21 protein-coding genes, 4 tRNA genes and 1 pseudogene are annotated in these 23,499 nt (G+C 73.6%); 21 read left to right on the forward strand and 5 right to left on the reverse strand.

Annotated features, from left to right (window positions below; genetic code table 11):
- The first annotated feature begins 7 nt into the window (after positions 1-7).
- The gene (locus GCU67_RS17145; RefSeq protein ID WP_163612575.1) at positions 8-1,204 is read left to right on the forward strand and encodes a PQQ-dependent sugar dehydrogenase; all 1,197 of its coding nucleotides are present in this window, start codon (positions 8-10) and stop codon (positions 1,202-1,204) included.
- Here the strand turns inward: GCU67_RS17145 and GCU67_RS17150 are convergent.
- Positions 1,188-1,850 carry a pyridoxamine 5'-phosphate oxidase family protein gene (locus GCU67_RS17150; RefSeq protein ID WP_163612577.1) on the reverse strand — a complete coding sequence of 221 codons (663 nt, stop codon included), beginning with the start codon at positions 1,848-1,850 and terminating at the stop codon, positions 1,188-1,190. The genes GCU67_RS17145 and GCU67_RS17150 overlap by 17 nt on opposite strands.
- Before the next feature lie 21 nt (positions 1,851-1,871).
- Between GCU67_RS17150 and pdxR the strand changes: the two genes are divergently transcribed.
- Positions 1,872-3,299, forward strand: a complete 1,428-nt coding sequence (gene pdxR / locus GCU67_RS17155) for a MocR-like pyridoxine biosynthesis transcription factor PdxR (protein ID WP_338105105.1) — start codon at positions 1,872-1,874, stop codon at positions 3,297-3,299.
- Positions 3,300-3,445: 146 nt separating this feature from the next.
- Here pdxR and GCU67_RS17160 read toward each other — a convergent pair whose 3' ends face one another.
- Complete coding sequence (locus GCU67_RS17160) at positions 3,446-4,558, reverse strand: 2-oxoacid:ferredoxin oxidoreductase subunit beta (RefSeq protein WP_338105106.1); 1,113 nt, start codon at positions 4,556-4,558, stop codon at positions 3,446-3,448.
- Positions 4,555-6,546, reverse strand: a complete 1,992-nt coding sequence (locus GCU67_RS17165; protein ID WP_246215288.1) for a 2-oxoacid:acceptor oxidoreductase subunit alpha — start codon at positions 6,544-6,546, stop codon at positions 4,555-4,557. The genes GCU67_RS17160 and GCU67_RS17165 overlap by 4 nt, the downstream gene beginning before the upstream one ends.
- 213 nt (positions 6,547-6,759) lie before the next feature.
- Between GCU67_RS17165 and htpX the strand changes: the two genes are divergently transcribed.
- On the forward strand, positions 6,760-7,626 hold the full coding sequence (htpX, locus tag GCU67_RS17170; RefSeq protein ID WP_163612578.1) for a zinc metalloprotease HtpX: 867 nt from the start codon (positions 6,760-6,762) through the stop codon (positions 7,624-7,626).
- A 77-nt stretch (positions 7,627-7,703) separates the two neighbouring features.
- Here the strand turns inward: htpX and GCU67_RS17175 are convergent, their stop codons facing one another.
- The gene (locus tag GCU67_RS17175; RefSeq protein WP_163612580.1) at positions 7,704-8,195 is read right to left on the reverse strand and encodes a YajQ family cyclic di-GMP-binding protein; all 492 of its coding nucleotides are present in this window, start codon (positions 8,193-8,195) and stop codon (positions 7,704-7,706) included.
- An 87-nt stretch (positions 8,196-8,282) separates the two neighbouring features.
- Here GCU67_RS17175 and GCU67_RS17180 point away from each other — a divergent pair.
- Positions 8,283-8,364: transfer RNA gene (locus GCU67_RS17180), tRNA-Tyr, on the forward strand.
- Positions 8,365-8,411: 47 nt separating this feature from the next.
- On the opposite strand, the gene GCU67_RS17185 is transcribed toward GCU67_RS17180, so the two are convergent.
- Positions 8,412-8,843 carry a pilus assembly protein TadG-related protein gene (locus GCU67_RS17185; protein WP_163612581.1) on the reverse strand — a complete coding sequence of 144 codons (432 nt, stop codon included), beginning with the start codon at positions 8,841-8,843 and terminating at the stop codon, positions 8,412-8,414.
- Between the two features lie 166 nt (positions 8,844-9,009).
- Here GCU67_RS17185 and GCU67_RS17190 point away from each other — a divergent pair, with 166 nt between their 5' ends.
- From GCU67_RS17190 to GCU67_RS17270, 17 genes and pseudogenes are all read left to right on the forward strand, one after another.
- On the forward strand, positions 9,010-9,291 hold the full coding sequence (locus tag GCU67_RS17190) for a hypothetical protein (RefSeq protein WP_163612582.1): 282 nt from the start codon (positions 9,010-9,012) through the stop codon (positions 9,289-9,291).
- Positions 9,288-11,306, forward strand: a complete 2,019-nt coding sequence (locus GCU67_RS17195; RefSeq protein WP_163612583.1) for a hypothetical protein — start codon at positions 9,288-9,290, stop codon at positions 11,304-11,306. The genes GCU67_RS17190 and GCU67_RS17195 overlap by 4 nt, the downstream gene beginning before the upstream one ends.
- Positions 11,307-11,760: 454 nt before the next feature.
- Positions 11,761-14,301, forward strand: coding sequence for an EAL domain-containing protein (locus GCU67_RS17200; RefSeq protein ID WP_163612584.1), 2,541 nt, complete (start codon positions 11,761-11,763; stop codon positions 14,299-14,301).
- Between the two features lie 133 nt (positions 14,302-14,434).
- A tRNA-Thr gene (locus GCU67_RS17205) sits at positions 14,435-14,507 on the forward strand.
- Between the two features lie 58 nt (positions 14,508-14,565).
- Positions 14,566-14,639 (forward strand) — tRNA-Met (locus tag GCU67_RS17210).
- A 115-nt stretch (positions 14,640-14,754) separates the two neighbouring features.
- A complete protein-coding gene (rpmG, locus tag GCU67_RS17215) occupies positions 14,755-14,919 on the forward strand; it encodes a 50S ribosomal protein L33 (protein ID WP_014742879.1) in 165 nt (54 codons plus the stop codon).
- Between the two features lie 31 nt (positions 14,920-14,950).
- Complete coding sequence (locus GCU67_RS17220) at positions 14,951-15,397, forward strand: MaoC family dehydratase N-terminal domain-containing protein (protein ID WP_163612585.1); 447 nt, start codon at positions 14,951-14,953, stop codon at positions 15,395-15,397.
- On the forward strand, positions 15,394-15,816 hold the full coding sequence (locus GCU67_RS17225) for a MaoC family dehydratase (protein WP_163612586.1): 423 nt from the start codon (positions 15,394-15,396) through the stop codon (positions 15,814-15,816). Before GCU67_RS17220 ends, GCU67_RS17225 begins: the two co-directional genes overlap by 4 nt.
- Before the next feature lie 34 nt (positions 15,817-15,850).
- Positions 15,851-17,239: a M1 family aminopeptidase gene (locus GCU67_RS17230; RefSeq protein ID WP_338105107.1), complete on the forward strand. Its 1,389-nt coding sequence runs from the start codon at positions 15,851-15,853 to the stop codon at positions 17,237-17,239.
- A gap of 165 nt (positions 17,240-17,404) precedes the next feature.
- Positions 17,405-17,480 (forward strand) — tRNA-Trp (locus tag GCU67_RS17235).
- A gap of 45 nt (positions 17,481-17,525) precedes the next feature.
- Positions 17,526-17,996, forward strand: a complete 471-nt coding sequence (gene secE / locus GCU67_RS17240; RefSeq protein WP_338105108.1) for a preprotein translocase subunit SecE — start codon at positions 17,526-17,528, stop codon at positions 17,994-17,996.
- A gap of 44 nt (positions 17,997-18,040) precedes the next feature.
- Positions 18,041-19,048: a transcription termination/antitermination protein NusG gene (nusG, locus tag GCU67_RS17245; RefSeq protein WP_338105109.1), complete on the forward strand. Its 1,008-nt coding sequence runs from the start codon at positions 18,041-18,043 to the stop codon at positions 19,046-19,048.
- A gap of 83 nt (positions 19,049-19,131) precedes the next feature.
- Positions 19,132-19,560, forward strand: a complete 429-nt coding sequence (gene rplK, locus GCU67_RS17250; protein WP_163612590.1) for a 50S ribosomal protein L11 — start codon at positions 19,132-19,134, stop codon at positions 19,558-19,560.
- A 139-nt stretch (positions 19,561-19,699) separates the two neighbouring features.
- Positions 19,700-20,419 carry a 50S ribosomal protein L1 gene (gene rplA, locus GCU67_RS17255; RefSeq protein WP_163612592.1) on the forward strand — a complete coding sequence of 240 codons (720 nt, stop codon included), beginning with the start codon at positions 19,700-19,702 and terminating at the stop codon, positions 20,417-20,419.
- Between the two features lie 381 nt (positions 20,420-20,800).
- Entirely contained in the window at positions 20,801-21,445 is a 645-nt protein-coding gene (rplJ, locus tag GCU67_RS17260) for a 50S ribosomal protein L10 (protein WP_163612594.1), read from the forward strand.
- An 18-nt stretch (positions 21,446-21,463) separates the two neighbouring features.
- Positions 21,464-21,847 (forward strand): 50S ribosomal protein L7/L12, encoded by a 384-nt coding sequence (gene rplL / locus GCU67_RS17265; RefSeq protein ID WP_163612596.1) that lies wholly within the window; start codon positions 21,464-21,466, stop codon positions 21,845-21,847.
- Positions 21,848-22,419: 572 nt separating this feature from the next.
- Positions 22,420-23,499, forward strand: a pseudogene (locus tag GCU67_RS17270) (DNA-directed RNA polymerase subunit beta); the annotation flags it as partial.

A 23,499-nucleotide genomic window follows, 5' to 3' on the forward strand; every position in this document is an offset into this window, starting at 1 on the left:
GGGGCGGGTGAACCGCGCCGCCCTCCTCCCGCTCGCCGCCGTCCTCGCCCTCGCGGGCTGCAGCGCCGCACCCGGTGAGCAGGGGGAGGAGGCGGCCACTGACGTCCCGGACGCCGCCGCCTCCGCCCAGGGGGTGCCGGCGCTGCAGGTCGACGTCCTCGCGGAGGACCTCGACCACCCCTGGGACGTCGCCCGCGCGCCCGACGGCACGCTGCTGGTCGACGAGCGCGGCGGGGCCTTCACGGCGGTGCGCCCCGACGGCAGCGTGCAGGAGCTCGACGCCGACCTCGACGACCTGTTCGCCGACGGGGAGACCGGGCTCATGGGGTTGACCCTGGACCCGGCGTTCGCCGACAACCGGCGGTTCTACACCTGTCAGGGCGTCCGGACCGACGACGGCGCCGAGGTCCAGGTGATCGCCTGGACCGTCGACGAGGGCTGGACGGCGGCCACCCGGGTGGCCGACCCGCTGCTGGGCGGCATCCCGGTCAACGAGTCCAGCGGCCGGCACGGCGGCTGCCGGCCGCGCTTCGACACCGAGGGCCAGCTGCTGGTGGGCACCGGCGACAACGCGGTCGGCAGCAACCCGCAGGACCTGGGCACCCTGGCGGGCAAGGTGCTGCGGATCGACCCGGCCACCGGCGAGGCCTCGGCCGGCAACCCGTTCCTCGACTCGCCGGACCCGGTCACCCGGCTGATCTGGACCTACGGCCACCGCAACGTGCAGGGCATCGCCGTCCAGCCCGGCACCGGGGCGGTCTACAGCGTCGAGCAGGGCAGTGACCGCGACGACGAGGTGAACCGGTCGGTCCCGGGCGGCAACTACGGCTGGGCCCCCGAGGGCGAGGGCGGCGACTACGACGAGAGCGTGCCGATGACCGACCTCGCGCTGCCCGGCGCGATCGCCGCGGTGTGGTCCTCCGGCGACCCGACCATCGCCGCCAGCGGTGGCGGCTTCCTGTCCGGCCCGCAGTGGGGCGGCTACGACGGCGTCCTGCTGCTCGGCGTGCAGAAGGACACCGGCGTGCTCGCGCTGCGCCTCGGGGACGACGGCGCGCTGGTCGAGCAGTTCCGCGTGCCCGAGCTGGAGGACACCTACGGCCGGGTGCGCTCGCCGGTCCAGGGCGACGACGGCGCGCTGTACGTGACCACCGACAACGGCGACGGCGAGGACCAGCTGCTGCGGGTCACCCCGCGGGGCTGACCCGGTCCCGCACCCGCGCCGGGACCCCGACGCCGGGCGGGAGCAGCGGGTCGTCCGCCGGCTCGCCGAACACCGTGCGCACCGGCAGCACCCCGCCCCAGACCGGCGCGGCCAGATCACGGTCGTCGTCGCCGGGCGGGCCGGTGCGCACCTTGAGGCTGGCCTCGGTGAGGTCCAGCGCGAGGACGGCGGTGGCGGCCAGCTCCCTGCGGTCGGGCCGGCGGGTCGCGTCCCACGAGCCGGGGGCCAGCTGCTCGGTCAGGGCGGCCAGGCCGCGCTCGCGCTCGGCCGGGTCGGTGACCGGGCGGGCCACGCCGTGCACCACCGCGCAGCGGTAGTTCATCGAGTGGTGGAACGACGAGCGGGCGTAGACGACCCCGTCCACGTGGGTGACGGTGAGACACACCGGGGCGCCGGCCGTGGCGGCGCGCAGGATGGCCGCCCCGGTGGAGCCGTGCAGGTAGAGGGTGTCGTCGACCCGGCCGTAGCCCGTGGGCAGCACCACGGGCGCGCCGTCCAGCACGACGCCGAGGTGCCCGACCAGCCCGGCGTCGAGGACGGCGTACAGCTCGGCCCGGTCGGTGCGGGCGCGAGACGAGCCCCGGCGCACGGTGCTGCGGGCGGTGGGGGACAGCGGTGTGGTCACCCGGTCATCGTCGCGCAGCGAGTGGCCTCACCCGAGAGCCACTGGGCTGGCATCCTGGGAGGCCACTTCACCCCGGAGGTCCGCGTGGTCGACGTCCCGCCCCTGTTGCTGGACCGCACCTCCCGGGTGCCGCTGGCGGTCCAGCTGGCCGACGCGCTGCGTGCGGTGACCGCGCAGGGGAGCCTGCGGGCCGGTGACCGGCTGCCTTCCACGCGGCAGCTGGCCACCGAGCTGGGCGTCAGCCGCACGGTGACCGCGGCCGCCTACGACCAGCTGCTCGCCGAGGGCTGGGTCGCCGGCCGGCACGGCGCGGGCACGTTCGTGGTGGGCACCCCCGGTCCGGTGGTCCCTGCCGCCGGGCCTGCTCCCGTCCTCGACCGGCCGGTGCCGGGAACGGACCTGCGACCCGGGGCGCCGTGTCTGGAGGTGCTGGACCGGGCGGTCTGGCGCCGGGCCTGGCGGGCGGCCGGGGACGAGGCACCCGACGGGGCCACCAGCGCCGCCGGGGCGCCGGCCTACCGCGCCGCCGTCGCCGAGCACCTGCTCCGGCACCGCGGGCTGCCCGCGACCGGTACCGACGTGGTGGCCACGGCCGGCACCTCGGCCGCGGTCGGCGAGCTGGCCCGGTTGCTGCCGCCCGGCGCCCGGGTCGGGGTGGAGGACCCCGGCTACGGCCGCGCCGTCGGGGCGCTGCGCGACGCGGGCGCGGAGGTCGTCCCGCTGCGGGTGGACGACGACGGGCTGGTCGTCGACGAACTGCCCGCCGGACTGTCCGCCGTCTACTGCACGCCGGCCCACCAGTTCCCGCTCGGCGGCCGGCTGGCCGCGACCCGCCGCACGGCGCTGGTCGGTCGGGCCCGCGCCGAGGGGTTCCTGGTCGTCGAGGACGACTACGACGGCGAGCTGCGCTACGACGTGGCGCCGCTGCCGCTGCTGGCCGCGCTCGCTCCCGACGTCGTCGTCCACCTCGGCACCACGAGCAAGCTCCTCAGCCCGACCCTGGGCGTCGGCTGGCTGGTCGCCCCGCCCGCTGTCCGCGACGCCCTGCTGGCCCGCCGGACGGCGACCGGCACCCGTCCCGCCCGCGCCGGGCAGCGGGTCGTGGCGGCGATGGCGGCCTCCGGCGACCTGTCCCGGCACCTGCGCCGGCTGCGGCGGGAGCTGCACGCCCGCCGCGACGAGGTGCTCGCCGCGGTGACCGCCGCCGGGCTGCGTGCGCTGGGCGACGACGCCGGTGCGCACGTCGTCGTCCCGCTGCCCGACGACGCGACCGAGGCCGCGGTGATCGCCGCAGCGGCGGGGCGCGGCCTGCGCCTGGACCCGCTCTCCGGGCACCGGCTCGGTGACCACGGCCCGGCCGGGATCGTGCTGGGCTGGGCAGCCCCGACCCGCGCCGAGCTGACCGCAGTTCTGCCAGTGCTCACCGAGGTGCTGCGGAGAAACGCGTAGAGCCCGTCCCCCGAGACAGGGGAACGGGCTCTACGGACCGCGGAGCGGGTCGCACGGAGTGGGGGGCCGGAGGCCCTCCCGACGTGTGACGGAAGCGGCTCAGCGCCGCCGGGGCACGGCACCTGGCCGCGCGGTGATCTGGAGGATCACGATGACACGGTCCAGCTGTCGTTGCCTGCCAGCAGGTCGTCCAGCGTGGCGCTGGACTGGGCCGCGGCGTCCTCGAGCTGGTCGGTCATCATCCGGTCGTAGGTGGGCTTGGCCACCGACCGGAAGACGCCCATCGGGGAGTAGCGCAGGTCCTGGCTGGACAGCCGGGACAGCGCGAACGCGTAGGACGGGTCCTCGCGGTGCGCGTCGTGCACCACGATCTGCGACGCGTCGACCTGGTTGGTCTCGGCGATCCGCAGGCCGCCGAAGTCGTCGCGGACGACGCAGGAGGCGCCGCCCGGGCCGAACACCAGCGGCTCGCCGTGCACCAGCGGGATGGTCCACATCGGGCCGGTGGTCGGGTCCTTGAGCAGCTCGAAGGCGCCGTCGTTGAAGATGTTGCAGTTCTGGTAGATCTCCACCAGCGAGGTGCCCTGGTGCTCGGCGGCCTGCCGCAGCACGTCGGTGAGCCCCTTGCGGTCGGAGTCCATCGCCCGGCCCACGAACGTGGCGTCCGCGCCCAGGGCCAGCGAGACCGGGTTGAACGGGGCGTCGATCGAGCCCATCGGCGTGGACTTGGTGACCTTCCCGACCTCGGAGGTGGGGGAGTACTGGCCCTTGGTGAGCCCGTAGATCCGGTTGTTGAACAGCAGGATCGTCAGGTTCACGTTGCGGCGCAGCGTGTGGATCAGGTGGTTGCCGCCGATCGACAGCGCGTCGCCGTCCCCGGTCACGACCCACACCGACAGGTCGGGCCGGGAGGCGGCCAGGCCGGTCGCGATGGCCGGGGCGCGGCCGTGGATCGAGTGCATCCCGTAGGTGTTCATGTAGTACGGGAAGCGGCTGGAGCACCCGATGCCGGAGACGATGACCATGTCCTCGCGGGCGATCCCGAGGCTGGGCAGGAAGCTCTGGACGGCGTTGAGGATGACGTAGTCACCGCAGCCCGGGCACCAGCGCACCTCCTGGTCGGTCTTGAGGTCCTTGGCCTTGAGGGTGGCGTTCTTCTCCCCGGAGGCCTCCACCGACTCGGCGATCGCCGCGGAGATGGGGTTGCCGGGCATGCCGAGGTCGTGGACGTGCGGTGAGGTGTGCTCGATGGCCGTCACAGTGCTGCTCCCGTCGGGGCAGGGGTGTCCAGGATGGTGGTGTCGGTGCGGTCGGCGGTCTCGTGCGTCGTCCCGGCGGGGGTGCCGTCGATGACGTCCTGCAGGACCGCGGCGAGCTCGGCGGCTCGGAAGGGCAGCCCGCGCACCTGCGTGTGGCTGTGCACGTCGACCAGGTACTTGGCCCGCAGGACCATCGCGAGCTGCCCGAGGTTCATCTCCGGGCACACCACCCGGTCGTAGCGGGCCAGGATCTCGCCCAGGTCGGCCGGCAGCGGGTTCAGGTGCCGCAGGTGCACCTGGGCGATCGACCGGCCCGAGGCGCGGATGCGCCGGCAGGCGGCCCCGATCGGCCCGTAGGTCGAGCCCCAGCCGATCACCGCGACGCGGGCGTCGCCGTCCGGGTCGTCGACCTCGGTGGCCGGGAGGGACGCCGCGATGCCGTCGATCTTGGCCTGGCGGGTGCGGACCATGAAGTCGTGGTTGTCCGCGTCGTAGGAGATGTTGCCGGTCCGGTCGGCCTTCTCCAGCCCGCCGATGCGGTGCTGCAGACCGGCGGTGCCCGGGACGGCCCAGGCGCGGGCCAGCGTCTCGGGGTCGCGCAGGTAGGGCAGGAACTCGCCGTCCTCGCCGTTGGGCTCGGTCGCGAAGACCGGCCGCAGGTCGGGCAGGTCGGCCTGCGCCGGCACCGCCCACGGCTCGGCCCCGTTGGCCAGGTAGCCGTCGGACAGCAGGATCACCGGGGTGCGGTAGGTCAGCGCGATCCGCGCGGCCTCGACGGCGGCGTCGAAGCAGTCGCCGGGGGAGCGGGGGGCGATGACCGGGACCGGCGCCTCGCCGTTGCGCCCGTAGAGCGCCTGCAGGAGGTCCGACTGCTCGGTCTTGGTGGGCAGCCCGGTCGAGGGGCCACCGCGCTGGACGTCGACGATGACCAGCGGCAGCTCGGTCATGACCGCCAGGCCGATGGTCTCGGCCTTGAGCGCCACACCGGGACCGGAGGTCGTGGTGATGCCCAGCGCCCCACCGAACGAGGCGCCCAGCGCCGCGCCGATGCCGGCAATCTCGTCCTCGGCCTGGAACGTCCGCACGCCCAGCGCCTTGTGCTTGCTCAGCTCGTGCAGGATGTCGCTGGCCGGGGTGATCGGGTACGCGCCGAGGAAGACCGGCAGGCCCGACAGCTGGCCCGCCGCGACCAGGCCCAGGGACAGCGCCTGGTTGCCGGAGATGTTGCGGTAGCGCCCGGGGGCCATCGGTGCGGGCTTGATCTCGTAGGAGACCGCGAACGCCTCGGTGGTGTCGCCGTAGTTGTAGCCGGCCCGGAACGCGGCGATGTTGGCCGCGGCGATCAGCGGCTTGCGCCGGAACTGGCGCTCCAGGAAGCGGATCGTGCCCTCGGTCGGCCGGTGGTACATCCAGGACAGCAGGCCAAGGGTGAACATGTTCTTGCTCCGCTCGGCCTCCTTCTTGCCCAGCCCGGAGTCCTTGAGCGCCTCGGTGGTCATGGAGGTCAGCGGCACGCTGACCAGCTGCCAGCCCTCCAGCGAGCCGTCCTCCAGCGGGTTGCTCGCGTAGCCGACCTTGGCCAGGTTGCGCGGGGTGAACTCGTCGGAGTCGGCGATCAGCAGGCCACCGCCGGGCAGGTCCATCAGGTTGGCCTTCAGCGCCGCCGGGTTCATCACGACGAGGACGTCGGGGGCGTCGCCCGGGGTCATCACGCCGTGGTCGGCGAAGTGGAGCTGGAAGGAGCTGACGCCCGGCAGGGTGCCCGTGGGCGCCCGGATCTCGGCGGGGAAGTTCGGCAGCGTCTTCAGGTCGTTGCCGAAGGCCGCCGTCTCGCTGGTGAAGCGGTTGCCGGTCAGCTGCATGCCGTCGCCGGAGTCGCCGGCCAGCCGGATCACGACTCGGTCGAGGGCGACCACGCTCTTGACCAGGCCGCCGGTGGCGGTGTGGGTCTCGGCAGCGTGGAACTCGGCATCGGCTGCGGTGTGCATGCCCGGGGCAACGCCGCTCGCCGCGGGCGTGATTCCGGGATTGGTGCCAGTCATCAGTGAGGTACCTCCGACCGCTCAGGTTACGTGCGGGTGGCCGGGGCCGGTCCCGGGTGCACCCAACGTGAGCGAAGCCACACAGGACAGCCTGCCCTGACCCCCGCGACCTCACAGGGGCGGCGGGAACGGGTGCTGCCCGGGGGGCGTTCCTCTCTCGTGCAACGCTGGAACAACGGCCTGAAGACCGCGGTCCTGCTCGGCCTCATGGCCGGGCTGATCATGACCGCCGGGGCACTGGTCGCCGGCCGCACCGGGCTCTTCGTCGCCCTGCTGCTCGCCCTGGGCGTCAACGGCTGGGCCTACTTCAACTCCGCCTCGCTGGCGCTGCGGTCGATGCGGGCCTTCCCGGTCACCGAGACCCAGGCGCCGCAGATCTACGCGATCGTCCGCGAGCTGGCCACCGAGGCCCGCCAGCCCATGCCGCGGCTGTACGTCAGCCCCACCGCGCAGCCCAACGCGTTCGCCACCGGCCGCAACCCGCGCAACGCCGCGGTGTGCTGCACCCAGGGCATCCTCGAGCTGCTCGACCGCCGGGAGCTGCGCGCGGTCCTGGCCCACGAGCTCTCGCACGTCTACAACCGCGACATCCTGATCAGCTCGGTCGCCGGTGCGATGGCCACCGCGATCACCTACCTGGCGCACCTGGCGATGTTCGCCTCGGTCTTCGGGGGCCGGTCCGACGAACGCGGGGGTGGCGGCGGGCTGCTGCTGGTCTTCCTCGGCCCCGTCGCCGCCGGGCTGGTGCGGATGGCGGTCAGCCGCAGCCGCGAGTACCAGGCCGACGCCTCCGGGGCGCAGCTGTCGCACGACCCGCTGGCGCTGGCCGCCGCGCTGGGCGCGCTCGAGCGGGGCGTGGCCGCCCGCCCGCTGCCGCAGGACGACCGGCTGGTGACCCAGAGCCACCTGATGATCGCCAGCCCGTTCCGCGGGCAGGGCATGGCGTCGATGTTCGCCACCCACCCGCCGATGGCCGAGCGGATCGCCCGGCTGCAGCAGATGGCCCGGGAGTGCGGCCAGCTCTGACCCCCCGGCCCGCTGGAGGACCCCTCGGGCCCCACGTCACGATCGGCGCGCCGTGGGGCCCTGCGCGGGGCCTGAGCTCAGCGGTAGTTGTCGAACTGCAGGGCGATCTCGAAGTCCTTGCCCTTGAGCAGCTGCTGGACCGCCTGCAGGTCGTCGCGCTTCTTGCCGGTGACCCGCAGCTGGTCGCCCTGGATCTGGGCCTGCACGCCCTTGGGGCCCTCGTCCCGGATGGCCTTGGCGATCTCCTTGGCCTTGTCCGAGGCGATCCCCTGCTTGATCGTCGCGGAGATCTTGTAGATCCGACCCGAGGACTGGGGGTCCTCGGCGTCCAGGGCCTTCATCGAGATGCCGCGCTTGACCAGCTTCTCGCGGAAGACCTCGAGGGCGGCGACCACGCGGTCCTCGGTGTCGGCCTGCAGGGTCACCCCCTCTTCGCCGGCCCAGGTGATGGTGGCGTTCACGCCGCGGAAGTCGAACCGCTGCGAGAGCTCCTTGGCGGCCTGGTTGAGGGCGTTGTCGACCTCCTGCCGGTCGACCTTGCTGACCACGTCGAAGGACGCATCGGCCATGTCGGTTCCTCCTCTGTGGGGAGACACCCCGCCGGGACCCGGCGAGGACGTCGTCCCCCGTCTTGTACGATCTCTCGGTACCACCACGGCGGGTTGCCCGAGTGGCCAATGGGAGCGGACTGTAAATCCGCCGGCTTAGCCTACGAAGGTTCGAACCCTTCACCCGCCACACCTGGTACGACGGCCCCCGACCTCACGGTCGGGGGCCGTCCTCGTTCACGGGACGGTGGGCGCGCGGGCGCTGGCCACCGCGGTGCGCTCCAGCGGCCGGCCGCCCAGGAACACCTGGTCGAAGGCGATGTGCACCGACCGGGTGCAGCGCACCGTCACCTCCGCGCCGTCGGTCTCCGCCGACCAGGAGTCCAGCGTGCTCCCGGCGTCGGCGAGCTGGTCGGCGACCGCGGCCTCGGCGGCGGCCCGGGTCAGCGGCAGCTGCTCACCCACCCCGCCGGCGTAGACGGCGGCCTCGTCGGCCTGGTTGGCGGCGGCCAGGGCGGCGCCGTCGCAGATCGACTGCACCTCCTGCTGCTCCAGGAAGGCGTCGGAGGCCGCGATCCCGCCCAGCACCATCAGTGCCGCCACCAGCCAGCAGACCAGGACGAAGGGCAGCGAGGACCCCGCCTCGGGGTCGGGCCGGCTCGGGCGCACGCTCGGGAGCGTAGGGCCTGCCCACGACCGGGCGCACGACTGTCCACCGGTTGTGGACAGCGCCTGTGGACGGTGTGGACGACGACCGGTGTCCCCCACTGTGGCGGCCCGCTCCCTGTGGACGACGCCCCCGCCGACGCCGTCCCGGGCCGCACACTCCCCGGTCATGGCGATCGAGGTCCTCCCCGAGCAGCTCCACGCGCTGGCCGCCGTGCTGGACGGTGCGTCCGTCCGGGCCGCCCAGGCCGGCACCGCCGTCGACCCGGCTGCGGTCGGTGGCCCGCTGGGCGCCGCCGTCACCGGGTTCGCCGAGACGGTGTCCACCGCCGGCGGCGCCCTGGCCGGTGAGCTGTCCTGGCTCGGCGGTGCGGTGGCCGCCACCGCGGACTCCTGGCTGCACCTGGACGGGTCGCTGCTGCCCGCCCACGGTGCCGGGGTGCCCGCATGAGCGCCGTCCTGCCGGCGCCGGTGCCGCTGCCGGACCCGCCCGGCTCCGCAGCGGCGCTCGGGGCGGTGCTCGACCAGCTGACGTCGGCCGGGTTCGCCGCCGGGCTGACCGTCCACCTGCTGCAGCCCGCGGCCGCCGTCCCGGGCTGGCAGGGCGCCGACGCGGCGGCGGCCGCCGCGGAGATCGCCGCCGCCGGCACGGTCGCCGCCGGGTTGCACGACGCGCTGACCGCCGCCGCGGGCCGGCTGGGTGACCACGCGGAGCTGTGGGCGGCGGTCCTGGCCCGGGTCGCCTCCCTGCGCGAGGACCAGCGGCACCAGTTCGACTCCTCGGCGACCCGGCTGGCCACCCTGCTCGCCGACACCCCGGACGCCGGCGCCACCGTCCCGCCCGCGGCCGTCGCGCTGGTCCGCGAGGTCGTCGGCGACGACGCCGCACGCGGCGCCCAGCACGGCGCGCTGCTGGCCGACCTGGCCGACGACGCCGCCTCGGCCGCCGCGCTGCTCGGCTCGCTGAGCGCCCCGTTCGGCGGGACCGCCCGCCCCGGGGACGTCGAGCGGGTCACGCTCCGGCTGGCCACCGTGCTGCCCGGCTGGGGAGACGGTGCGCTCACCGCGCTCGGTGTGCAGGCCGCCGACGAGCTGGGCGGCCCGGGCACGGCGGAGCAGCTGGACGCCGCGGCCCGCCGCTGGACCGGTTACGCCGCGGCGCCCGCCTTCGCCGACGCGCTGCTGGGCCGGCTCGACGAGGACGGCGTGACCTGGCTGCTGACCCTCCTGGGCAACCGGACCGTCGCGGCCGAGCAGGAGCCGCTGGCCGGACTGCTCGCCTCGGCCGTCGGCGCCGCCGGGACGGGGAGCCGGGCCGCCGAGGTGCTGGACACGGTCCGGCTCGACACCGCCGACCCGAGCAGCGCCCCCGACGCCGTCGCGGTCGGGATGGGGCTCGTCCTCACCGCACTCGCCGCCGGCGGACGGGCGGGCCGGGGCGTCGGCCTGGCGGTGGGCTGGGGCGGGCAGCTGCTGGCCCGGGAGGCCGAGCGGGGCGCGACGGCGGTCGAGCGCACCACCGCGACGCTGCCCGACCCGGTGGTGGCGGTGCTGGCCGTCCTGGTCGCCGCGGGGGACGAGGGCGCGGCAGCGGCCCTCCTCTCCGACCCGGCGTCCTGGACGAGGTTGCTCGGCCGGTCCCGGCCCGGGGGCGTCGACCACCTGGTCGAGGTGATCGGCCTGGCCTCCCGGTCACCGCAGGCCGCCCCGGTGGCGAGCTCGGCGCTGCAGGCGCTGGGGGAGGGGCTCCGGCCCGGGACCACCCAGCCCGTGGTGGTCGGCGACGTGCTGGGCACAGCGGTCGGTGGCGCGGTCACCGATCTGGTGGCCGGGCGGCTGGACGTCGTCCTGCCCCTGCTGGGCGCCGCGACCGGCTCGGTCGCGGGCGGGGTCGACGCGGCGACCGACTCGGCACTGCGCGGCCTCGGGCACCTGCTGGTCGACGGCGACCGCGCGCGGACCCTCAGCGCCGCCGTCCACGAGGCGCTCGCCGCCGGGCCGGGGAGTCCGGTCACCGGCCTGCTCGCGGGTGGCTTCGTGGCGGTGGAGGAGTACGGGCAGCGGCTCGGCTACGTGCTGGCCCACGCCCGGGCGCTGTCCTGGGAGGTGGACCAGCAGCTCCTCTGGGACGTCGCGGTCACCCTGCCGGTGAAGCTGGTGACGTGGCGGAACCCGTACGGGCCGGCGGTCGAGGCCGTCGTCGGGGAGGTGCAGCGCCAGGTCGGCTTCGACGGCACGGTCGACATCGGCCCGGACAACGGCGAGACCCACACGGCGTGGGACGCCCGGCGGTGGGCGGGGGCCGCGCTCGGGTCGCGGGCAGGGAGCTCGTCGGAGGTCGGGCTGTCCGCGGAGGTGGGCTTCGCGCGGGCGACGGCGGTGCTGGGGCGTCCGCTGCCTCCGCAGCCCGACGTCCTCGGCCAGCTCGACGACCTGCAGGGCGATCTGCCGGACCGGAGCCGCTAGGCGGGCGACCGCAGCAGAGCTGCTCAGCACGCCGCTGACCCCACGGTCATGTCCGAGTGCAGAGAGTCACGACGCGACGGGCGACGTTCACCCGGTCGTGTCAATGCTTGCCCCGTGTGGGTGACAGCTTGCAGTCTCCCAATCGCGGTCTGTGCCGGACAACGCTCTGCCCCCGCGTGGGCGGCTGCCGCGAGCCCCGTCTGACGCGTACTCGAGGAGAACAAATGTCCCGCTCGGCCGCCCTGCCTGCCCTCCGCACCGCTGCGCGTCCCACCACCGTGGCCCGCTCCAGCTGGCGGTGGAGCCGCAGCTGGCGCTGGAGCTGACGCCCCGCCGTCCGGGGGGTCCCTCCGGTCACGGGTGTGCCCCGCCCGGGTGAGGCACGAGGCCGGGAGGGGGTCTGCGCTGTTACCTTGCGGAAAACGGCGCAGCCCCACCGACAGACAGGCTCATCTTGGCCGAGGACACGGCTGCCCCCGAGCGGGTGGTCGCTCTCATCCGGCGACCGTGGACGATCGCGCTGCTGGCGGTCGCCGCGGCCGCTGCTCTCGGCGTGCCCGTGCTCTGGTCCAGCGGCGCGTCGCCGTCCCCGCTCGCGGTCGTCCTCCTGGTCGGTGCCTTCCTGCTGGCCGAGTCGCTGCGCCTGGACCTGGAGATCCGCCGGCAGACGCTGACCGTCTCACCCACCGAGCTCGCCCTCGTCGTCGGGTTGGTCGAGGTCGGCGGGGCCTGGGTGGTCGCCGCCCGGCTGATCGCCACCGTCGTCGTCCTGGGCGTGCAGCGCTACCCGCTGGCCAAGCTGGTGTTCAACGCGGCACTGGTCGTCGCCGAGGTCTCGGCGAGCCTCGCCGTGCTGGCGGTCCTCCCGGCGCTGCAGGTCTCCTCGCCGGTGACCTGGCTGTCCCTGGTGCTGGCGGTGCTCGTGACCGGGCTGGTCGGGCTGGTCGGTGTGGGTGCAGCCGTGACGCTCACCGACGGGCTCCCCGGCCGGCAGTTCTGGAGCACCGCGCTGCCGACCCTCGTCGTGGGGCCGATGAGCGTCGGCGTCGGGGTCATCGCGCTGCTGGTGATCGACGAGACACCGTGGGCGTGGGCGCTGATCGTGCCGCTGGTCTTCGGGGTGGTGGCGATCTTCCGACAGGCGGCCCGGGCCTCGCGCGAACGGCGCACCGTCCAGCGCGTGTACGACTTCGCCCGCCGGGTCGAGCTCATGACCCCCGACGAGGCCGGCACCCGCGAGATCGTCACCGCGGTCCGTGAGCTGCTCAACGCCGACCGGGTCGCGCTGTGGCTGCCGCCCTACCTCGACGACGGCCCCCAGCTCGTCGTGACCTCCGTCGACGGGCCGCTGGGCTGGTACGACGGCCCCGGCGACCCCGATGACCTGTTCCGCCGACGCGTCGTCGCCGCGGAGGCCGGGGGGCCCCTGCTCTTCACGGCGTCCCGGGCCGACGTCGACGAGCTGTCGGCGCTGGCCCGCCGCCAGGCCCGCGAGGTGCTCGGCGCCCCGGTGGTGACCGCCGCCGGTGAGCCCGGCTACCTGGAGGTCTGCGACCGGCGCAGCGACGCCCTCTCCTTCGGGCCGGAGGACCGCGGGGCGCTGGAGTCGATGCTCACCCACGTCAACGCCGCGATCCGCCAGCAGCAGCTGCTCAGCCAGATTCGGCACGACGCCGACCACGACCGGCTCACCGGGCTGCCCAACCGCCAGCGGCTGGCCGCCGAGATCGACGCGCTGCTGGTGGCCGACCCGGTGGACGCCCGCGCCGGGCTGGTGCTCGCCGCGCTGGACGGCTACACCGACGTCACCGACACCCTGGGCCACGCGGCCAGCGACGAGTTGCTGCTGGTGACCGCCGGCCTGCTCCGCGAGCACGCGCCCCCGCAGGCCGTCGTCGCCCGGATGGAGGGCGGCCAGTTCGCCGTCCTGCTGCCCGGCCTGTCCCTGGCGGCCACCGAACGGGCGGCCCGCCGGCTGCGCGAGGCGGCGTCCACCCGGGCGCGCGTCGCCGGGCTGGACCTCGAGGTCTCGCTGACCATCGGGGTCGCCGCGGCGCCGGTGCACGGCTCGGACTCCGGCACGCTCATCCAGCGCGCCGACGTCGCCCTGCTCGCCGCGCACACCTCCGGCGGGGTCGCCACCTACCACCCGGTGCTGGACCAGCAGAGCCTGCGCCGGCTGCAGCTGGGCACCGAGCTGGAGACGGCGATGGCCGAGGGCCAGATCAGCGTGGTCTTCCAGCCGATCATCGACAGCCGCACCGCCGACATCGTCTCGGTGGAGACCCTGGTCCGCTGGCACCACCCGCGCTACGGCGACATCCCGCCCGAGGACTTCATCAGCCTGGCCGAGCAGATCGGCCGGATCGGCTCGCTGACCGACCACGTGCTGGGGCTGGCGCTGGACCGCTGCCGGCGCTGGCTGGACCAGGACATCGCGCTGTCGGTGGCGGTGAACCTCTCCGCCCGCTGCCTGGTCGAGCCCGACCTGGTCGACCGCGTCCGCAACGCCCTGCGCGAGCACGGCGTCCCGGGTGAGCTGCTCACCCTCGAGCTCACCGAGGGCAGCGTCGTGGACGACACGGTGCGCAACAGCACCGTCCTGGCCGACCTGCACTCCCTGGGGCTGCGGCTGTCGATGGACGACTTCGGCACCGGCTACTCGTCGCTGTCGCAGCTGCGACTGCTCCCGATCGACGAGCTGAAGATCGACAAGTCCTTCGTGCTGGGCATGTCCACCAGCCAGAACGAGTCCTTCATCGCCCGGTCGATCGTGGAGCTGGCCCACAACCTGGGGCTGCGCGTCGTCGCGGAGGGCGTCGAGGACGAGGTCACCCGCGACCTGCTGGCGCAGATGGGCTGCGACAAGCTGCAGGGCTTCCTGGTCAGCCGCCCGCTGCCCGAGGACCGCCTGGAGGGCTGGCTGCTGGCCCGCACCGGTGTCCGGTCGGCCCCTCCGGGTGCCACCCACCGGCGCCTGTTCGTCCGCACCTGAGCGGGGACGCCGCCGTCGGCGGGCCTCCGGACGGCGTCGTGCACGCCGCCTGTTACAGTCTCCGAGCGCGGTCGAGGGGGGCCGCCGAGTCGCCGCCAGCGACTTGGTAGAGTCTCCATCGCTTCCGAGCAAGGCCCCTTTAGCTCAGTCGGCAGAGCGTCTCCATGGTAAGGAGAAGGTCTACGGTTCGATTCCGTAAAGGGGCTCGTAGGATCGAGCACCGACCACCGGTCCAGTCGTGAGACCCGGGCCGCGCGGTCACCTGGCGGTGTAGCTCAGCCTGGTAGAGCAAACGGCTCATAATCGTTGTGTCACCGGTTCAAGTCCGGTCACCGCTACTCCTGACGGACCCCGCCAGCCGGGGTCCGTCGTCGTGTCCGGCCCCTGCCGGACACGGGCACGACCCGAAGAGCGTCGAGACCTCTCGACCACCGACAAGGCGAGGATGCACCCATGGCAGCCACAGACGTCCGTCCGAAGATCACCCTGGCCTGCCAGGAGTGCAAGAACCGCAACTACATCACCCGCAAGAACCGTCGGAACGACCCCGACCGGATCGAGCTGAAGAAGTACTGCCCGACCGACCGCAAGCACACGGTCCACCGCGAGACGCGCTGACCCGGACGGTCGCAGGGGAGAGGGCGGGAGCATGGCGCTGGACGCAGGACTGGTCGGGCGCAGCTACCCGCCCTCTGCCGTGTACGAGGTCGGGCGGGAGAAGATCGCCGAGTTCGCCACCGCGCTCGGCGACCCCGACCCGGTCTACCGGGACGCCGCGGCCGCCCGCGCCGCCGGCCACCCCGACGTGATCGCCCCACCCACCTTCGCCATCGTGCTGAGCCTGGGCGCCGGGAACGCGGTCGTCGAGGACCCCGAGGTCGGCCTCGACTACAGCCGGGTCGTGCACGGCGAGCAGCGGTTCACCCACCACCGCCCGATCCGGGCCGGTGACCGGCTGGTCGCCACCGCCGTCATCGACGCGGTGCGCACCGTGGCCGGCAACGACATGCTCACCACCCGGGTCGACCTGGCCACGGAGGACGGCGAGCCGGTCTGCACCACCCACTCCATGCTCGTCGCCCGGGGCACGGCATGAGCCCCCGGCCGGTCGACGTCGCCGTGGGCACCGAGCTGCCCGAGCAGGTCTCCCGCGTCACCCGCGCCGACCTGGTCCGCTACGCCGGCGCCTCCGGTGACCTGAACGTCATCCACTGGAACGAGCGGGTCGCCCGTGAGGTCGGCCTGCCCGGGGTCATCGCCCACGGCATGCTCACCGCCGGCCTCGCCGCCCGCGCCGTCACCGCGTGGGCCGGCGACCCGGGCGCGGTCGTGGAGTACTCCGTCCGCTTCAGCCGGCCGGTCGTCGTCCCCGACGACGCCGACGGTGCCGAGCTCACCGTCCGGGGCCGGGTCGCCGCCCTGCTGGAGGACGGCCGGGTGCGGGTCGACCTCACGGTCACCAGCGGCGGCGAGAAGGTCCTCTCCCTGGCCCGCGCCGTCGTCGCGCTGGGCTGACCGAACCCGGCGGACGACGGTGCGCCGGGGCGGGGTGCTCGCGCCGCTCGCCGTCCTGCTGCTCGTCACCGGGTGCACGGACTCCGGGCCCGGTGAGGCGCCTGCCGCGGTGGCCTCGTCGTCCGGCGGCTGTGCGGCCGGGCGGGCGGCGCCGGACCCGGACCGGCCGGTGGTCGACCTCGCCTTCTCCCTGGCCGAGGACCGGCGCACCGTGACCGGCACCGAGACCGTCGTCTTCACCCCGGACCTGCCCACCGACGAGCTGGTGTTCCGGCTGGTGCCCAACGGCCCGGACACCACCTCGCGGGGCAACGAGCTCACCGTCGGTGCCGTCCGCGGGGCCGACGTCGGCGGTGGCGGCCACGAGGACGCCGGGGCGGCCGGCCCGGGTGGCCGGTACGTCGTCGCCCTGACCCGGACGCTCGCGGCGGGGGAGTCCACCGAGGTCGCGCTGGACTTCACGCTGCGCCTCGGCGGCGGCGGCTTCGAGCGGCTCGGCACCGCACCCGACGTCTCCTGGTGGGCCAGCGGGGCGCCGCTGCTGGCCTGGGAGCCGGGGGTCGGCTGGGCGCGGGACCCGTTCACCGCGCTCACCGGGGAGACGGCCAGCAGCCCGGTCGCCGACACGACGGTCTCGGTGGACGCGCCGGCGGAGCTCACCGTGCTGATGACCGGCGACCAGGCCGAGCCGACCAGGGAGCGGGACGGCCGGCGCACCTGGACGTCCCACGAGCCGGTCGCCCGCGACGTGAGCGTGGCCGTCGGCGCCTTCACGACCGCCGAGACCGACGTGGACGGCGTCCGGGTCACCACCGGTGTGCTGCCCGGTGCCGGACGGGACCCCGCACGGCTGGCCAGGGAGACCGCCGCGGCGATCGAGGCGCTCACGGCACGGTTCGGCCCGTTCCCCTACGCGACCCTCACCGTGCCGTGGCTGCCCGACCTCGGCGGCGGGATCGAGTACCCGTCGTCGGTCCTGCTGGCCAGCACCGACGAGCAGGTGCTGGTGCACGAGGTCGCCCACATGTGGTTCTACGGGATGGTCGGGAACAGCCAGTTCCGCGACCCGTGGCTGGACGAGTCCCTCGCCAGCTACGCCGAGTCGGTCACCGGGCAGCCGCCGGCCGCCGCGGTGGCCCGCGACCTGGCCACCGAGGGGGACGTCGGCGGGTCCATGGCCGACTTCGCCGACGACCGGGCCTACGTCCGGGCCGTCTACGTCACGGGCGGGGCGGTGCTGCTCACCGCCCGGGAGCGGTCCGGCGCGGACGCCTTCGACGCCGCGCTGCGCTGCTACGCCGACGCCGCGGCGTGGACGACCGCGACGCCGGCCGACGTCGCGGCCGCCCTGGCCGACCTGCCGGCCGCGCTCGCCGTGCTGCAGGAGGCCGGCGCGCTGGACCCCGAGGACCTCCCGCGCTGACCGGAGGCCCCCGTCCGGAGGGTGGTGCCGGGCGTGTTCGCTGCCCGGGGGCACGGTCCCGTACACTCGTCGGCTGGGGCCAGTGGGACCCCGCCACCGGCGTGCCCCGGAGGCCCCTCTCGGGGGGCGTGACGTGGCCGCGCCGCACGCGGGCCGGCTTCCCCTAGGGGTGTAGCTCAATTGGCAGAGCAGCGGTCTCCAAAACCGCAGGCTGCAGGTTCAAGTCCTGTCACCCCTGCCACCGTCCGACGACCGAAGAGAGCCCTACCGACGTGAGCGAGGCGCTGTGAGCGAGAAGGACGGCGAGCCGGACGACCAGCGGCCCGACGCCGAGCAGCCCGGCGTCGACCCGTTGGACGCCGAGGCCCCGGGTGTCGACGACGCCGCGGAGCTCGAGGCCGCCGAGGCCGAGCTCGCCGACGAGGCAGCGACCGACGAGGACAAGACCGTCGCCGCCTCCGTCGCCCGCCGTGGCCGCGCCGCGCGCGCTGCCGCCCGCACCGACGGTCCCACCGGCGACAAGACCCGGTCGCGGGCCGACGCCGAGCGGGCCCGGGTCGCGGAGCTGCGCCGCAAGCGCAGCATCACCCGGTTCCTCCGCGAGGTCGTCGCCGAGCTGCGCAAGGTCATCTGGCCCGGTCGCAAGGAGCTCATCACCTACACGACCGTCGTGATCGTCTTCGTGGCGGTCATGGTGGCCCTGGTGGCCGGCCTCGACATCCTCTTCGCCCAGGGCGTGCTCGCCGTCTTCGGCTGACCGCGCCTCGCGACTGCACCACCCTCCAGAAGGAAGAGACACCTGTGACCGACCCCCGTGAACCCTTCGAGACCGACAGCGCCGTCGAGGCCATCGACCTCGACGACGCCCGGTTCGACGAGCGCGGCAGCACCGACCTCGAGACGGGCACCGACGACAGCACCGGGTCCGCCGAGGGGTCCATCGACACCGCCGACCAGGACACCGAGACCGAGGACGTCGACGTCGCCCCCGACAGCGAGTCCGGCGTCCGTCAGACGGGTGCCGTCGAGGGGTCGCTCGACAGCCCGGACCTGACCGCCGACAACCCGATGGGCAACGCGTCGGTGTCCGGCAACGGCAACTCCCGTGGGTCCGTGGACGACGTCCTGGTCGCCGACCCGCTCGCCGAGCCGGCGCCGGACCACGACCCGCTGGTCACCGAGACCCTCGAGGAAGCGGTCGCCGAGGACCAGGACCCGGCCGAGGCCCTGCGCAGCACGCTGAAGAGCCAGTTCGGCGACTGGTACGTGATCCACTCCTACGCGGGCTACGAGAACAAGGTGAAGACCAACCTCGAGTCCCGGATCACGTCGCTGGACATGGAGGACTACATCTTCCAGATCGAGGTGCCCACCGAGGAGGTCACCGAGATCAAGAACGGCAAGCGGACCCAGGTCAACCGCAAGAAGCTGCCCGGGTACCTGCTCGTCCGGATGGACCTCAACGACGAGTCGTGGGGCGCTGTGCGCAACACCCCCGGCGTCACCGGCTTCGTCGGCGCGACCTCCAAGCCCTCCCCGCTGAGCATCGACGAGGTCGTGAACCTCCTCGTCACCGCGATCCCGGAGACCTCCGCCGCCGCGACCGAGACGGCTCCCGCCGCCAGCCCGGCCGCCGTCGCCGAGTTCGAGGTCGGCGAGTCCGTCACCGTCATGGACGGGCCGTTCGCGACGCTGCCGGCCACCATCAACGAGATCAACCCCGAGCAGCAGAAGCTGCAGGTGCTGGTCTCGATCTTCGGCCGCGAGACCCCGGTCGAGCTGTCGTTCACGCAGGTCTCCAAGATCTGAACCCCGTCGCCCCCCAGCGCTCGTAAACTCGCACTGGGGCCCTGCGACGGGGCCATCTCCATCCCGTCACGAAGAAGGAAGTCATGCCCCCCAGGAAGCGGTTGACCGCGGTCATCAAGCTCCAGATCAAGGCCGGCGCGGCCACCCCTGCGCCGCCCGTGGGTCCGGCGCTCGGCCAGCACGGCGTCAACATCATGGAGTTCTGCAAGGCCTACAACGCCGCGACCGAGTCGCAGCGTGGGGACATCGTCCCCGTGGAGATCTCGGTCTTCGAGGACCGGTCCTTCACCTTCATCACCAAGACGCCGCCGGCAGCCCGCATGCTGCTGAAGGCCGCCGGTGTGGAGAAGGGCTCGGGCGAGCCGCACAAGACCAAGGTCGCCACCGTCACCCGTGACCAGGTCCGCGAGATCGCCACGGTCAAGATGGAGGACCTGAACGCGAACGACCTCGACCAGGCCGAAAAGATCATCGCCGGCACCGCCCGGTCGATGGGCATCACGGTCAAGTGAAGGACCCTCTCGCCCCCCGCCACGAGCGAGCTCGCGGCGGGGCCCTGCGAGAGGGCCGTTCCACCACGTAGTCGTGGGAGGGCCTTCGCCGGCCCGTTCACCACATGACCCCCCGGTAGCGGGGGAGAGGAGCACCACCATGGCGAAGCACGGGAAGAACTACCGCAAGGTCGCCGAGCTGGTCGACCAGGACTCGCTGTACAGCCCGCTGCAGGCCGCGGGGCTGGCCAAGCAGACCTCGACCACCAAGTACGACGCGACCGTCGAGGTCGCGATCCGCCTCGGCGTCGACCCCCGCAAGGCCGACCAGATGGTCCGCGGCACGGTCAACCTGCCGCACGGCACCGGCAAGACCGCCCGCGTCATCGTCTTCGCCACCGGCGACAAGGCCGCCGAGGCCACCGCCGCCGGCGCCGACGTCGTGGGCGCCGAGGACCTGATCGAGCGCATCCAGGGCGGCTTCCTGGACTTCGACGCCGCGATCGCGACCCCGGACCAGATGGCCAAGGTCGGCCGGATCGCCCGCATCCTCGGCCCCCGTGGCCTGATGCCGAACCCGAAGACCGGCACGGTGACCCCCGACGTCACCAAGGCCGTCAACGACATCAAGGGCGGGAAGATCAACTTCCGCGTCGACAAGCAGGCCAACCTGCACCTGGTGATCGGCAAGGCCTCCTTCGACGAGACCAAGCTGGTGGAGAACTACGCCGCCGCCCTCGACGAGGTGCTCCGCGCCAAGCCGTCCGCGGCCAAGGGCCGGTACCTGCGCAAGGTCACCGTCTCCACCACCATGGGCCCGGGCATCCCGGTCGACCCGAACCGCACGCGCAACCTGACCGTCGACGAGGTCAACGCCTGACGAAGGACCTCGTTCTCCTCACCCCTCGCACGCTCGGGGCGAGCCTCTGAACGAGGCCTGACCGAACGGCGCCGTCCCCCTGGGGCGGCGCCGTTCGGCGTTCCCGGGCCGGTGGCGCCGGGTCCTGTGGCCCGTGTACCCTTCTCGCTGTTCCCCCCAAGACCGCTGGTCGTCGCACGTCCGCGTGTGATCGAAGGTCCGGACACCGGACGTCCTGCGCAGGTGGACGGCTCGACGAACGCGTCGTGGCACGGGCTGAGCGCCCGCATCCGCGGCCCGTCCCTCGCCCCGTGCGCCCTGCGCCGGGGCGTTCCTCGTCTCCGGGCCCGATCACCCGCAGCACGCGCCGCCGGTGGTCGCCCGACAGACGAGAGGAGGCCCATGCCCACGCAGGCGAAGGCCGCGGTGATCGAGGAGATCACCGAGCGGTTCCAGAACTCCAGTGCGGCCGTGCTCACCGAGTACCGCGGGCTCACCGTGGCGCAGCTGACCACGCTGCGCCGTGACCTCGGTGCGGGCAGCAGCTACGCCGTCGTCAAGAACACCCTGACGAAGCGGGCGGCGGACGCGGTCGGTCACTCCGACCTCGCCCCGCTGCTCACCGGCCCCACCGCGATCGCCTTCATCGAGGGCGACCCGGTCGTGGCGGCCAAGGCCATCCGCGACTTCGCGAAGGCCAACCCGCTCCTGGTCGTCAAGGGCGGCGTGGTCGAGGGCCGCACGGTCGACGCAGCCGAGGTCATCCGCCTCGCCGACGTCGAGTCCCGTGAGGTCCTGCTGGCCAAGCTGGCCGGCGCCATGAAGGGCAACCTGACCAAGGCCGCCGGGCTGTTCCAGGCCCCGCTGTCGCAGGTCGCCCGGCTGGCCGCCGCGCTGCAGGAGAAGAAGGAGGCGGCCGGCGAGAGCCTGCCCGCCGCCGACGCCCCTGCCGCCGACGACGCCGCGACCGACGACGTCACCGTTGCTGCTGACACCACCCCCGACACGACCGATGCTGCCGCGGACACCGCGGTCAGCACCGACTGAACCCCCTAGGAGACACCCATGGCCAAGCTTTCCTCCGACGAGCTCCTCGACGCCTTCAAGGAGATGACGCTCCTGGAGCTGTCTGACTTCGTGAAGCAGTTCGAGACGACCTTCGACGTCACCGCCGCTGCCCCCGTGGCCGTCGCGGCTGCCGGTCCGGCCGGCCCCGCTGCCGAGGCCCCCGTCGAGCAGGACGAGTTCGACGTCATCCTCGAGGCTGCCGGCGACAAGAAGATCCAGGTCATCAAGGAGGTGCGCACGCTGACCTCGCTCGGCCTCAAGGAGGCCAAGGACCTGGTCGACAACGCGCCGAAGCCGGTGCTGGAGAAGGTCGCCAAGGACGCTGCCGAGAAGGCCAAGGCCTCCCTCGAGGGCGCCGGCGCCACCGTCACCGTCAAGTGACCCCCCTCCCGGTGGCCCAGGCCGCCGGGGCCCCGGCACTCGCCGGGTAGCACCACCCGCACGCCCGACAGGGGCCGTTCCACTCCGGTGGAGCGGCCCCTGTCCGCGTCCCCGACCAGTCGCGGCGACCCGCCGGAGTCCACTGCCCCCGTCTGCCGGCGCCCGGCGTGGCTGCTCGACGCGGGCCCCGGCACTGGCATCATCGGTGATCGAGAGCACTCCTCGTCGCCCCCGGTGCGGGGTGCGGCGGCTGGTCCGCCCGCACGCGACGCCCCGCCACGGCTCCCCCTCCGGAGGTGGCCCCGGCTCCGTCGCCCAGCGACGTGGACAGCGGCGCCCAGCAGGGGTAGGGTCTCCTGTTGCGCTGCCCTCTGACTGCCCACCCCGCCGACGTGGGTCACCAGAGGTGCCCGGACCCCACGACGTCCTCCGCCCGGACGACGTCGACCGGCCACCTCGTGCTGACCTCCCCGGCGGTGTCCGGCCGAAGCGGTCAGCCTCGCCGATACCGACGACGACCCAGGACGAAAAGCACCCGCCCGCACGTCGTGAGGTCCTTGGAAGGACGCATCTTGGCAGGCTCTCGCCCCACCAGCACCACCACCACTGATCCCAGCACCACCCCGGTCGACGTCCAGGTCGGTCCCCGCACCGGCGGCGCCGCCCAGCTCAAGACCCCCGGTGCCCCGCTCCGCGTCTCGTTCGCCAAGATCCAGGAGCCCCTCGAGGTCCCGGACCTGCTCGCGCTGCAGACCGCCTCCTTCGAGTGGCTGGTGGGCAGCCCGGCGTGGAAGGCCACCCTCGCCCCCGAGGACCAGGCCGACGCCGTCGGCGGTCTCGCGGAGATCCTTGAGGAGATCTCCCCGATCGAGGACTTCAGCGGTTCGATGTCGCTGTCCTTCTCCAACCCGCGCTTCGAGGACGTCAAGGCGTCCCTCGAGGAGTGCAAGGACAAGGACATGACGTACGCGGCGCCGCTGTTCGTCACCGCCGAGTTCATGAACAACACCACCGGCGAGATCAAGAGCCAGACGGTGTTCATGGGCGACTTCCCGGTCATGACGAGCAAGGGCACGTTCGTCATCAACGGCACCGAACGCGTCGTCGTCTCCCAGCTGGTCCGTTCCCCGGGCGTCTACTTCGACAAGACCCTGGACAAGACGTCGGACAAGGACGTCTACAGCGCCAAGGTCATCCCCAGCCGCGGTGCGTGGCTGGAGTTCGACGTCGACAAGCGCGACACCGTCGGCGTCCGGATCGACCGCAAGCGGCGTCAGCCGGTCAGCGTGCTGCTCAAGGCGCTCGGCTGGAGCGAGGACCGCATCCGCGAGCACTTCCAGTGGTCGCCCACCATGCTGGCCACGCTGGAGAAGGACCACATCGCCGGCCAGGACGAGGCGCTGCTGGACATCTACCGCAAGCTGCGCCCGGGCGAGCCGCCGACGCGTGAGTCCGCGCAGGCGCTGCTGGAGAACCTCTTCTTCAACCCCAAGCGCTACGACCTGGCCAGGGTCGGTCGCTACAAGGTGAACAAGAAGCTCCAGGTGGGGGTCGCCCAGGGCACCTCGACGCTGACCGAGGACGACATCGTCGCCACGATCGAGTACGTCGTGCGTCTGCACGCCGGCGAGCCCGACTTCGACGTCGACGAC

Origin of the sequence: Modestobacter muralis (assembly GCF_010682105.1) — a bacterium.
GTDB lineage: Bacteria > Actinomycetota > Actinomycetes > Mycobacteriales > Geodermatophilaceae > Modestobacter > Modestobacter muralis.

Coding starts and splice junctions, on each gene's coding strand:
- GCU67_RS17165 (WP_246215288.1), bottom strand. CDS start 6,546: ATGCACACCGCAGCCGATGCCGAGTTCCACGCTGCCGAGACCCACACC.
- GCU67_RS17175 (WP_163612580.1), bottom strand. CDS start 8,195: ATGGCCGATGCGTCCTTCGACGTGGTCAGCAAGGTCGACCGGCAGGAG.
- GCU67_RS17190 (WP_163612582.1), top strand. CDS start 9,010: ATGGCGATCGAGGTCCTCCCCGAGCAGCTCCACGCGCTGGCCGCCGTG.
- GCU67_RS17195 (WP_163612583.1), top strand. CDS start 9,288: ATGAGCGCCGTCCTGCCGGCGCCGGTGCCGCTGCCGGACCCGCCCGGC.
- rpmG (WP_014742879.1), top strand. CDS start 14,755: ATGGCAGCCACAGACGTCCGTCCGAAGATCACCCTGGCCTGCCAGGAG.
- GCU67_RS17220 (WP_163612585.1), top strand. CDS start 14,951: ATGGCGCTGGACGCAGGACTGGTCGGGCGCAGCTACCCGCCCTCTGCC.
- GCU67_RS17225 (WP_163612586.1), top strand. CDS start 15,394: ATGAGCCCCCGGCCGGTCGACGTCGCCGTGGGCACCGAGCTGCCCGAG.
- rplK (WP_163612590.1), top strand. CDS start 19,132: ATGCCCCCCAGGAAGCGGTTGACCGCGGTCATCAAGCTCCAGATCAAG.
- rplA (WP_163612592.1), top strand. CDS start 19,700: ATGGCGAAGCACGGGAAGAACTACCGCAAGGTCGCCGAGCTGGTCGAC.
- rplJ (WP_163612594.1), top strand. CDS start 20,801: ATGCCCACGCAGGCGAAGGCCGCGGTGATCGAGGAGATCACCGAGCGG.
- rplL (WP_163612596.1), top strand. CDS start 21,464: ATGGCCAAGCTTTCCTCCGACGAGCTCCTCGACGCCTTCAAGGAGATG.